This is a genomic window from Streptomyces sp. JNUCC 63 (genome assembly GCF_054366325.1).
Genome location: NZ_CM135963.1, coordinates 2,837,643 through 2,849,644 on the forward strand (window position 1 = coordinate 2,837,643; position 12,002 = coordinate 2,849,644).

7 protein-coding genes and 1 pseudogene are annotated in these 12,002 nt (G+C 71.8%); 4 read left to right on the forward strand and 4 right to left on the reverse strand.

The annotated features are described in order from the left end of the window. Nucleotides 1-68: 68 nt before the first annotated feature. Nucleotides 69-1,730, reverse strand: coding sequence for an amidohydrolase (locus ACX25U_RS12775; RefSeq protein ID WP_454391638.1), 1,662 nt, complete (start codon nt 1,728-1,730; stop codon nt 69-71). A 162-nt stretch (nt 1,731-1,892) separates the two neighbouring features. Next, on the reverse strand, nt 1,893-2,792 hold the full coding sequence (locus ACX25U_RS12780) for an Lrp/AsnC family transcriptional regulator (protein ID WP_454391640.1): 900 nt from the start codon (nt 2,790-2,792) through the stop codon (nt 1,893-1,895). Nucleotides 2,793-3,002: 210 nt separating this feature from the next. Between ACX25U_RS12780 and ACX25U_RS12785 the strand changes: the two genes are divergently transcribed. The 3 genes and pseudogenes from ACX25U_RS12785 to ACX25U_RS12795 all read left to right on the forward strand — a co-directional run. Then, complete coding sequence (locus ACX25U_RS12785; protein WP_454391642.1) at nt 3,003-3,998, forward strand: C-terminal binding protein; 996 nt, start codon at nt 3,003-3,005, stop codon at nt 3,996-3,998. Further along, entirely contained in the window at nt 3,995-4,777 is a 783-nt protein-coding gene (locus tag ACX25U_RS12790; RefSeq protein WP_454391644.1) for a class II aldolase/adducin family protein, read from the forward strand. The genes ACX25U_RS12785 and ACX25U_RS12790 overlap by 4 nt, the downstream gene beginning before the upstream one ends. Before the next feature lie 566 nt (nt 4,778-5,343). Next, nucleotides 5,344-5,469, forward strand: a pseudogene (locus ACX25U_RS12795) (CPCC family cysteine-rich protein); the annotation flags it as partial. Nucleotides 5,470-5,757: 288 nt separating this feature from the next. Here the strand turns inward: ACX25U_RS12795 and ACX25U_RS12800 are convergent. Next, entirely contained in the window at nt 5,758-6,933 is a 1,176-nt protein-coding gene (locus tag ACX25U_RS12800) for an acyltransferase family protein (protein WP_454394241.1), read from the reverse strand. Nucleotides 6,934-7,339: 406 nt separating this feature from the next. On the opposite strand from ACX25U_RS12800, the gene ACX25U_RS12805 reads away from it, so the two are divergent. Continuing rightward, nucleotides 7,340-11,092, forward strand: a complete 3,753-nt coding sequence (locus ACX25U_RS12805) for an nSTAND1 domain-containing NTPase (protein ID WP_454391646.1) — start codon at nt 7,340-7,342, stop codon at nt 11,090-11,092. Nucleotides 11,093-11,382: 290 nt separating this feature from the next. Here the strand turns inward: ACX25U_RS12805 and ACX25U_RS12810 are convergent, their stop codons facing one another. After that, entirely contained in the window at nt 11,383-11,817 is a 435-nt protein-coding gene (locus ACX25U_RS12810; protein ID WP_454391648.1) for a hypothetical protein, read from the reverse strand. Between the last annotated feature and the right edge of the window lie 185 nt (nt 11,818-12,002).

Here is a 12,002-nt window from a genome sequence, read left to right on the forward strand (position 1 = left end):
AGTCCTCCGGGCAGGGGCGGGGAAAGGGAAGAAGACGAGGATGCGGTGCCGTGACGGAAGGGGGCGGGTCAGCGGCCCGGGGCGGCCCAGGCGCGCGTGCCGCCGATCCACGTCTCGCGCACGGTGATCGAGGCGAGCTCGGCCGGGTCGCCGGCCAGCGGGTCGGCGTCGAGGACGACGAAGTCGGCGAGCAGGCCCGGGGCGAGAGCGCCGACCGCGTGCTCGCGGTGGAGCGCGGACGCCGCGGCGGCCGTGTGGGCGTGCAGTCCGTCGGCGACCGGCAGGCGCAGGGAGGCGTCGCCGAGGACCGTGCCCAGGACGGTGCGCCGGGTCGCGGCGGCGGAGACGGCCTCCAGCGGGGCAGGCGGCGCGACGGGCGCGTCCGAGCTGAAGACGACCGGGACGCCGGCCGGGAGGCAGAGCCCCGCCGGGTTGTAGCGGTGGCCGAGTTCGCCGATCGCGGTGAGCGTGCCGTCGCCGGTGCGCAGGTGGTGCTGCGGCTGCATCACGGGTACGACGCCGAGCTCGCCCATGCGCGTGATCTGCTCGTCGGTCGGCAGCCCGCAGTGCTCGATGCGGTGGCGCATGTCGGCGCGAGGGACGTCCGACTGTGCCTTCTCGATCGCGTCGAGGACCATGCCGATGGCGAACGGGGACTGGGCGTGCGTGGCGGTCTGCAGTCCGGCGCGGTGCGCCTTGGCGACGATCTCGGCGTACTCCTCGGCCGAGTGGTACAGCTGCCCGTGGTGGCAGCAGTCGGCCGCGTATCCCTCGGGGAAGTAGGCGGTCCAGCCGCCGAGCGTGCCGTCGGCGTAGAACTTCACGCCCTGGATGCGGAAGAGGTCGTCGCCGAAGCCGTGCACCGCGCCCAGGTCGAGGGCGGTGTCGAGGAGCGCGGAGGTGAGGTAGGCGGAGACGCGCATGCGCAGCGAGCCGTCGGCGTGGGCGCGCAGATACGTCTCCATCTCGCGTCGCGAGGCCTGCGCGTCGCCGACCGTGGTCACTCCGGCGGCCAGGAAGGTCTCCTGGGCGCGCAGCAGGTGGTCGGCCATGATCGCGTCGGGCTCGGAGAGGTGGAAGTTCGGACCGTGGTTGCCGATCTTCACGCCGCCGGGGCCGGTGAGCAGGTCGCAGGCGGCGTCCCACAGCTGCCCGTCGGGCTCGCCGGAGTCGAAGCGGCCGATGGAGCCGCCCTCGGGGTCCGGGGTGCCTGCGGTGATGCCGCAGGTGCGCAGGGTGTGGGAGTTGACGACGCCGCCGTGGCCGGAGGCGTTCATGACGTACACCTCGCGGTCGGTGGCGATCCGGTCGAGGTCGTGGCAGGTGGGGTGGCGGCGCTCGGCGAGGCGGCGGTGCTCGTAGCCGAAGCCGCGCACGGGGACGCCTGCGGGCAGTTCGCGGGCCGCTTCGGTCAGGACGGCGACGAGCGTGTCGATGTCGGGCACGCGCTCGGGCCGGCAGTCGACCCAGGCCAGCGCCTGCCCGTACATCACGGGGTGGCAGTGGGCGTCGACGAAACCGGGGTGAACCAGTCCCCCGTCGAGCTCCAGCGCCTCGTCGACGCGTCCGCCGAGCGCGGCGCGGGCGTCGTCGGCGGTGCCGACGTGCACGATGCGGTCGCCGCGCACGGCGAGGGCCTCGGCCCTGACCGATGTGCCGGCGACGGCGACGTCGGCGCCCGTGACCAGCAGGGTGCGGTCGGCGTGGGATGCGGAGACGGGGTGGTGCATGAGGGGATCCTGCTTTCGGCCAGACACATGCCAGAGCGGCGAATCGTTCGCGAGAACGGTAGGTAACGAACGAGAAGTTTTCTAGAGGGCTGGCCAAATAATTTTTCGGAAGCCATTTGCCGAATCGCCTACGGATCGTCAATCACGGTGCGGCGCCCGCCGTCAGGCCGTCGACGCGCCCAGGTCGTACCGCTCCTTGATCAGTTCCAGATGCACCCAGCTCTCCACACCCCGCACCCCCGCGCAGGCCCGCATGTCGTCGAGCGTCGCCCGGACCGCCGCAAGCGACTCGGCCGTGATCGTCCCGATGAGCTCGGCCCTTCCGACACAGGTGGACAGGAACGAGATCCGCTCGAGGCCGAGCAGGGTGGGCACCACCTTGTCGCGCTCGCCGGCCAGGCGCACCGCGAAGCCGCACAGGTATCCGAGACCCAGCACCTCGGGCCGGACGAGTGCCAGCACCTTCACCACGCCACCGTCCAGCAGGCGCAGCGTGCGGGCGCGCGTGGCACCCGCGGACAGGCCGACGCGTTCGGCGAGCTCGGCGAAGGGCAGCCGTCCGTCCCGCTCCAGCTCGTCCAGGATCAGCAGATCGGTCTCGTCGAGATCGGAGACGGTCGGCTCGCCCGCCAGCAGGTACGGGTCCTTCAGTTGCCGCATGCTGATCAGCGGATCCACCGCCGACACACCGGGCAGGGCGCGCACCCGCTCGATGGCCCGGCTCAGCTCGTCGAATCCCTCGGTACGCAGTTCGGCCATGACGGCGCGCTGCCCGGCGGTGAGCGTGACGAACGGCGCCTGGGGCATCGCCGCGATCTCCCGCGCGACCCGGCGCGCCTCGCCGTGGACGTCGACCGACAGATGGGCGGAGGCCGTCAGTCCGCGCACGGCGGGATGCACGACGGCGACCACCCGGACCGCGCCCGAGTCGAGCAGTCGCTGCACGCGCGCCCGGGTCGCCGGGCGGGACAGGCCCGCACGCTGCGCCAGCGTCTCGTAGGTGAGGCGGCCATCGGTCTGCAGGGCGCGGACGACGGCCAGGTCGATGGGGTCCAGATCCACCTGGGCTGATCTCCTCGGTTCGGCGGCCCAGGGTGCGGGCGCGCCCGGGTCCGCTCACATTCTCGGCTACGGCCTTCGATCGGTCGGGGCGAAGGTGACGTGGATCACTGGTGAACGCGTCAATCGTTCATGGACAGGCGAACAAGAGGAATCGTAAGTTCAGTGGATGAGTAACGGACGAATCATCTGTACAGCAGGAGGATGACCGGGATGACGAGCCGCCCCCTCGCCGTCTTCACCGACACCGAGGACCTCGATCCCGCACCGGGCATCCGACTGCTGCGGGACGCCGGATTCGACGTACAGGTCGCCGACAGCCGCGACCCGGACGTCATCGCGGCCGTCGCCGAGGACGCCGTCGCCCTGATCGTCGGCTACGCACGCATCGACGCCGCCCTGCTGGGCCGGCTGCCCCGGCTGCGCATCCTCGCGACCATGTCCGCGGGATACGACATGATCGACACGGTTCAGGCCCGGCGCCGCGGGCTGTGGGTGACCAACCTGCCCGACGCCGCCACCGAGGACGTCGCCGTCCATGCGCTGGCCTCGGCCCTGTCGCTGGTGCGCAGACTCCCGCAGGCCGACGCCGTCGTCCGCTCGGGCGGCTGGAACACCGAGTTCATCGGCGGGACGCAACTGCCGCGCCGGGCGAGCGAGATGACCCTGGGCCTGGTCGGACTCGGTCGTATCGCCCGCACGTTCGCGACCCTTGCCGCACCCGTCTTCGGCCGCGTCGCCGCTCACGACCCGCACGCCGACCACGCCCGCTGGCCGACCGACGTCGAACGCCACGACAGCGCCGCCGGACTCGCGGCGTCCTCGGACATCCTGTCCCTGCACGTGCCGCTCACCCCGGCCACCCACGGCCTGGTCGACGACGCACTGCTGAGGGCGATGCGGCCCGGCAGCCTCCTCGTCAACGTCTCCCGGGGCGAACTCGTCGACCCCCAGGCCCTGCTGACCGCCCTGGACTCCGGGCAGCTGGCCGGCGCCGCCCTCGACGTCTTCCCCGTCGAGCCGCCCCCCACCGACGACCCCCTGCGCTCCCACCCCCGCATCCAGCTCTCCCCGCACAGCGCCTACCTGTCCGACACCTCGCGGCGGGCCTACGTCTGCCGACCCGCCGAGAACGTCATCGCCTGGCAGCGCACCGGCCGCCCCCTGACTCCCGTCATCGACCCCACCACCGAAGGAGCCGCCGTATGACCGACGTCCTCGCCGCCCCCGTCCACGACGACGCGCTCGCCGAGGAGACGCGACTGCGCCGCGAACTCGCCGCCGTCTACCGGCTCGTCGCCCACTTCCGGATGACGGACCTGATCTTCACGCACATCTCGCTGCGGCTGCCCGGGCCCGACCACCACTTCCTCATCAACCCCTACGGGCTGCTCTTCGAGGAGATCACCGCCTCCAACCTGGTCAAGATCGACCTCGACGGAAACCCGGTCGAGCCGACCCCGTACCCGGTCAACCCCGCCGGCTTCGTCATCCACAGCGCCATCCACGCCGCCCGCCCCGACGCCCACTGCGTCCTGCACACGCACACCAAGGCCGGCTGCGCCGTCGCCGCCCAGCGCGAGGGCCTGCTGCCGGTCAACCAGATGTCGATGGAGTTCCACAACCGCGTCGGCTACCACGACTACGAGGGCGTCGCCCTCAACCTCGACGAACAGCAGCGCCTGGTCGCCGACATCGGCGACCACCCCGCCCTGATCCTGCGCAACCACGGCCTGCTGACCGTCGGCGAGAGCGCGGCACAGGCCTTCCTGCGCATGTACTACCTGGAAAAGGCCTGCGAGATCCAGGTCACGGCCCAGGCGGGCGGCGGCCCCCTCGTCCTTCCGCCGGCCGAGATCTGCGAGTACACGGCCCAGCAGCTCGCGGGCGAGGCGACCTCGGACTTCGAGGACCACGACGCGTACGAACTCGCCTGGGCGGCCCTGCTGCGCCTCCTCGACCGGACCTGCCCCGACTACAAGGACTGACGCACCACCGCACCCCGGTGGACGCCTCCGGCAACGGCCATGGCGGAGGGGCCGCCCCTCCGCCATGGCCGCCGCCCGCACGGTGCGGCTGCGCACCTGACGCAACCGCCTCACCGCCGACGACGAGGGCGCCCAGATCCGCCTCGGCCCGGACAACCCATGACACCCCTACACCCGCGAAGGCCACAGCACCGCATGATGGCCCCGCACCCCGGCCACAGCCGGCCCGGTCGCCGCGCTCGTGGCAGCCCGCACCGCCGCCGCGCGCCTCCGAGCCGGCCAGAGGTTCCCGCCCGACGTCTTTCGCACCCCACCTCGAAGAGGAACGTCCGAGGCCCGATCCTGACCTGCGACGGAGCCCAACCCAGGGCACTGGCCTGCGGTTTCGCCGTTTGGTTGCGTTGGCCTCCGACGGGCGCCCACGAGCGTCCTGCGGACTGTCCGCGGACTGGCTGGTCCTCCACCGGCCTGGAAATACATGGCACCGGGACCGGCCCATCGACAAGACTGCGCCGGTGAGCCGCCGTTGCCCCTGTCCCTGCTGCGGGCACCTCGTACTCGACGAGATGCCCGGGTCGTACACGGTCTGCCCCATCTGCTTCTGGGAGGACGACGCCATCCAGTTCCGCTGGCCGACCATGGACGGCGGGGCGAACAAGGTCTCCCTGATCGAGGCCCAGCGCAACCACCGGGACTTCGGCGCGTGCGACCAGCACGGCCGACGGTTCGTCCGGCCCCCGGCAGCAGACGAACCGCTCGATCCGGCCTGGCGCCCGATCGACCTCACGCGGGACTCCTTCGAGGTCTGGGGAGCGGAGGACCGGGCCCCTGGCCGGCGGACCCCTCGGTGCTCTGCTGGTGGCTTCCCACCTTCTGGCGCCGCGACCACTCCGCCTCATGACCTCCCGAATCGAGAGACTCGTCCAGCAGCTCGACGGCGGAGCCGTGGCACCGCAAAGGCGGTGCGGCACGGGCGCTCGTCACGGTGGCTGCACGCGGCGTGCCAGCCTGCGGCCCCAGGCCTGGCTCGGCGCTTCGATGCAACGGTAGGTCAGCAGGCACAGGGGCAGCAGCACGACGAAGAACGCCACTTCGAGCGCGGGATCGTCCTGCCGCCGTCGGCCGATCGTGCTGTCGATCACCGCCAGCAGCACCGGATGCACCAGATAGACCGAGTAGCTGATCGTTCCTAATCCGGTCAGCATCCGCGGCATGCGCCGGCGGCGTGACGCCAGTCCGGCGCCGAATGTGAGCACAGCCAGCAGGAACGCGACGATCCAGCCGCGCCGTGTGAAGTGGTCACCGTCGCCGTACCAGTACGCACTCCCCACGGCACAGGCGACCACCATGACGGCAGTGCCGGCCGCACAGTGCCAGGTGCTCTGACCGTTCTCGGCACGGTGGACGGCGGTGCCGAGGAACATCACGGCGAGGATCACCAGGCCCTCCCACAGCGGGACCGTGCCGTTGAACGGGACCAGAACGAGCGCCAGCACCCCGCCCAACACACCCCCGAACCCCCGGAGCACGGGTGACCCGGCGCTCGCACAGCAGATGGCGACTCCCATGGCGATCGAGGCGAACGCGATCAGCGGGCCGGTGCCGACCAGGCCGGACAGGGCGGAGGCCGGCAGCACCACCCCCGCCGTCACGCTCGCAGCGGCGAGCACGGCCAGGATGACGGCGACCGCCGCGGACTGCCGGTGGAGGCGGACCGTGAAAAGAGCGACGACCAGCAGGTAGAAGGACATCTCGTACGAGAGCGTCCACAGGACGAGCAGGAGATTGGGCGTCCCCAGTAACTCCTGGAGCATGGTGGCGTGGGCGACGGCCACGGTGACAGCGCTCTGCTGACCGAAGTCACGCATCTCCGCGATGCCCGAGAGGTTGACGGCAAGGAGCACGGTGACGACGGCCGCCCACAGCGGGTACACACGGAAGATCCGTCCGATCCAGAACGTCCGGACGCAGCCCCGGCGCTCCAGCGACGCGGGGATGATGTAGCCGCTCACCAGGAAGAACACCATGATGCCGTAGCGGCTGGTGTTGAACTGCGGCATCAACTCCCGCCGGAAGTCCGCAAGGAAGGTGTACGACGAGTGGTCGAACACCACGACGAGTGCGGCGATGCCGCGCAACGCGTCCAGCCAGCCCAACCGCGACGGACCGGCCGCCGTGATGGCGGCCGGTAATCGCGATGCACCGAAAAGTGAGCGCACCGGTGAAGCAGGGACGAAGGGTGGCAATTCCATACGGAGACAGAGTCCTCTCCAGTGAGGTGTCGTCGGGCTTGTCGTGAGGCGGGTGTCGGCGTGGTCTGCGGCTTCGGGGAGATGACGCACCGGCCGCCTCGCACTCGGTTCCTGTGCGCTGACCAGCCGGGCGTTTCCCGCGGAGCGGTCCCCCGCACCGCTCGCACCACCGAGTTCAGCGGCTGGAGCATTGTTCGGCAGTACCGTTCCGGCGGCCGAACAATGAGACGGGGTGCCCGGGCCTTTCGTCATAGAGGTGCATGGATTGGCTGCCCGCTCCGATGCGGGGGCGGTTGGAGGGGGTGAAGGTGTGGCGGGGCGTCGTGAGGTGCCGGTGGATCCGGCGGCGGGTCCGGTGCAGCGGTTCGCGTTCGAGTTACGCAAGCTGAGGGCGGAGGCGGACGGGATCACCTACCGGTCGCTGGCCCAGCGGGCGGGCTACTCGGTGACCACACTGTCGCAGGCGGCTGCGGGCGAGCAGTTGCCGACACTGCCGGTGGCCCTGGCCTATGCGGGGGCGTGCGGTGGAGACCTGGCGGAATGGGAGGCCCGGTGGAAGGAGGCGCTGGAGGAGTCCGCCGGTGACGACTCTCGGGACGACGACGGATCACTCGCGCCCTACCGGGGCCTGGCACGGTTCGAGACCGGGGACAGCGGCCTGTTCTTCGGCCGGGAACAGCTCACCGCCGACCTGGTCGACCTGCTGCGCCGCCGGCGGTTCGCCGCGCTCTTCGGCCCCTCCGGCAGCGGCAAGTCCTCCCTGCTGCGGGCCGGCCTGATATCCGTCCTCCGGCACACCCGGGAGCCGGGCCTGCGCCCGGCCGCGATCCGGATCCTGACACCGGGCGAATGCCCCGCCCGCAGCCACGCCCCCCTCCTCGCACCCGCGGTTCCCCGCGACGGCAGCGTCGGAGCGGACACGTTCGTGATCGTCGACCAGTTCGAGGAAGTCTTCACCCTCTGCCACGATGCGGCCGAGCGCGCCCGCTTCATCGATCTGCTGCTGACAGCCCGGCAGCCCGAGAGCCGCCTGCGGGTGCTGCTGGCGGTGCGCGGCGACTTCTACGGCCGCTGCGCCGAGCACCGCGACCTGGCCGACGCACTGCGCGATGCCAACCTCCTGGCCGGAGCGATGAGCCAGGCGGAACTGCGCGACGCCGTCGTCAAGCCGGCCACGGCCGCCGGACTGACCGTGGAACGCGCCCTCACCACCCGGCTGGTCGAGGAGGTCGCCACCGCGCCGGGCGGGCTGCCGCTGCTGTCCCACGCGTTGCTGGAGACCTGGCGCCGCCGCCGCGGCAGGACACTGACCATGGCGGGGTACGAGGCGGCCGGATGCCTGGACGGCGCGATCGCCAAGACCGCCGAGGAGGTCTACGGCCGGTTCACCGAAGACCAGGCGGCTGCCGCCCGCCGGGTGTTGCTGCGCCTGGTCGCCCCCGGTGACGGCACCCCCGACACCCGCCGTCCCGTCGAGCGCGCGGAACTGCCCGGCACCGGCCGGGACGACACCGCCCAGGCGGTGGAGGCACTCGCCGGGGCGCGGCTGCTCACCCTGGACGGTGACACGGTCGAGATGGCCCATGAGGCCCTGATCACGGCCTGGCCCCGGCTGCGCGAGTGGATCGAGGAGGACCACGAACGCCTGCGTGCGCACCGGAACCTGACCGAAGCGGCCCGTGCCTGGCAGGAACTGGGGCACGAGAAGGGCGCTCTGCTCCGGGGAAGCCGGCTCGCCGCCGCCCAGGAACACTTCGGCCGCGCACCGCGCGAGGACCTGACCGACGTGGAGCACGCCTTCCTCGACGCCAGCCGCGACCACGAGCGGAAGGGCCGTCGCCGGTCCCGGTTGGTGCTCACCGCGGTCACCGCCGCCCTGTGCCTCGCCCTCGTCGCCGCCGGCCTCGCCGTGGGGCAGAGGCAGAGCGCGGTCACCGCCCAGCACCTGGCCCAGTCCCGGCAACTGGCCGCCCAGTCCCGTGCGCTGCTGGACTCCGAACCCGACCTCGCCTCACTGCTCGCCGTCCATGCCTACCGGACCAGCCCGACCCGCGAGGCCGCCGCCGCCCTGTATGCCGCCGCGGCGTTACCGCTGCGCAAGCGCCTGGTCAGCGGCACCGAACCCGTGCGTTCCCTCGCCCTCAGCCCGGACGGATACACCGTCGCCACCCACAGCGGAGACGGCACAGTGCGGATCTGGGATCTGCCCGGAGGCCGGCTCCGACACACGTTCACCGGCCACAGCCCCGGCGAAGTCGCTGCGTTCAGCCCCGACGGACGCACCCTCGCTGTCGCTTCCGTCCGCGACGCCGACACGGTGATAGGCCTGTGGGATCCGGTTACCGGCAGGAAACTCAGCACCCTCACCGTCCCCGACGGTTCGGTACGCGGGATGGCCTTCAGCCCCGACGGTCGTACTGTCGCCGCCGCCTCCCCGGCGGCTGTACGGGTGTGGGACGTGGCCACCGGCCGCACACGGCACAGCTTCACCCATCACCCCGACCCGCAGGCGGTCGCCTTCGGCCCCGACGGACGTACCGTCGCCGCGGCAAGCCTCAACGGACAGGTGCGGGTGTGGGATGCGGCCACCGGCCGCACCCTGACCGCCCACGACAGCCGGGGTGAGGGCGATGCGGTGGTCTTCAGCCCTGACGGCCGGACCTATGCGGTGGGCCGCGCCGACGGTTCGGTGCAGCTGCGGGAGGTGGCCACCGGCATCGTCCGGCACACCATGGGGGACGGTTTCACCAAGTTGAACAAGGCGGTCTTCTCCCCGGACGGGCGGACCCTCGCCGTCCCGGGCCTCGGGGACACGGTGCGCCTGTGGGACACCGCCTCCGGCACGGCGCGGGCCACCGTGACCGCCGGTCACCACGGACGGGGTGCCATGAAAGTGGCCCTCAGCGAGGACGGTCGCACCCTGGTCACCAGCAGCAACCTGGACCCCGTCACCCGCGTCCATCGCCTACCTGCTGATCACCCGCAGACCACCCTGCCAGGCGATGCCGGCACGTACATCGACGACATGGCATTCAGTCCGGACGGACGCACGGCGGCCACGGTTCGCCAAGGGCCGCCCAGCCGTGCGTCGGTACAGCTCTGGGATGTCGGGACCGGCGAGCGCGGAGCCACACTGGCGCTCGGCACCGACCCGGTACTCCGGGGGAAGCAGCCGCCCCTCACGGTTCCCCGCCCCGGGGCCGTGGGGTTCAGCCCGACCGGGCGCGCCCTGGCTGCCCGGGCCGTCGGGAACGGGGTGATCGAGGTCCGGGATGTCGCCACGGGCCGCCTCCGCCAGAGCCGTGCCCTGGGCTCCGTCGACACGGCGGTCTTCAGTCCCGACGGGACACGGCTCGCCCTCGACGGCACGGAGGGATCGGTGCGGATCTGGCACCTTGCGACCGGCGCACTGCACACCGCCCACACCGGTCGCGGCCGACCCGTCAGGACGGTGGCGTTCACCCCGGACGGCCGCACACTCGCCGTCGTGACCATTGAGGCCGACGGCGAACGGGTCACGCTGCTCGACGCCGCGACCGGCCGCACACAGCGCACCATCAAGCCGGGCACCCGGAGCCCGTTGTCCCTCGCGTTCAGCCCGGACGGACACACCCTGGCCACCGCAAGCGGCAGCAACGGACTCGTGAAGACGTGGGATGCGCGCACCGGTCGGCTCCAGGACAGCTTCCGGGCCGGCGGTGAGGTGGCGTCGCTGGCCTTCAGCCCCGACGGACGCACCCTGGCCGCAAGCAACGCACGAGGAGTCCAGCTGTGGGACCTCGCCACCAGCCAGCCCAGAATCACCCTGTCGGCCCGCTCGCGCGCAGCAGTGGCGTTCAGCCCGGACGGACGGACCCTGGCCATCGGCGCGGGCAGCTCCGTCGGGCTGTGGAACGTCGACCTGCCCGACCCGGCCCGCGCGATCCGCACCATCTGCGCGGCCGTCGACACCGCTCTCACCCCTCTGGAACGGTCCCCCTACCTGCGCGACCAGTCCACCGAAACCGGCTGCCGGCCGGCCGCGCGACAGGACCTCACCGAACGTTTTCCCACCTCACGCTGACGCGTGGTGAAGAACGCGGACGCTGCCACCGCTCGAGCCGACGGCCGCAGAACGGGACGCGGACAGAGCGGCCGACGCCCTGTCCGCCCAGCACTTGATCCCGGCCTGGTCGTCACGGGATGCCGCAAAGGCCGCCCGACCCGCTCCGCCGCGGGTCGGGCGGCCTTTCGCCGGACGTATTAGACGTTGAAGCGGAACGCCTGCGAGCCGATCCTGACCTGCGGCGGAGCTCCACCCGAGCCTCTGAACAGGCGTTTCACCGTTTGAGTGCGTTGGCCACCGACGGGCGTCTACGAGCCTACTGCGGACTGTCTGCGGACCGGCGGGCACTCCACCGGCCTGGAAATACATGGCGCCGGGACCGGCCCATCGATGAGACTGCGCGGGTGAGCCGCGCGTTCCACCCGGGCCGCGACCGGGGCGTCGATCACCGCCAGGGTGCTGTCCGAGACCGGCCGCGGGAACACCGGCCGCCAGAGGTACTGGAGCTGTTCGGCCTGAAGGACGTTCGTCGCGCCGAGCACGATCGCGCAGACCAGTTGGGCCAGCGCCATGCCCCGATCCCGCCGACCCGGCCCGGTGCCCTTCGGCAACACCGCACTCAGCGCGGTGGCCAGGCCGACACGGTCGACGACCTTCCGCAGCAGCACCACGCCCGAGCGGCCGATCAGGTTCTTGTCGTCGGCCCGCACGGCAAGCCGGTGATCCCATTCGGCAGCCTGCACCTGTTGGGTGCCTCTTCTCTGCGACGGTTTCGGTCTGGACAGTCCAGATCATCGCAGCTGGGAGGCACCCGTCTTCTGTTGGTGCGCCGGGCCATGGCCACAGCTGAACACATGAGGTCGACCCCAGCGGGCCGCGAGCGGCAGGCCGTCGGCGAGACAGCTGCGGGAGACCGTGCCCAGAGGGG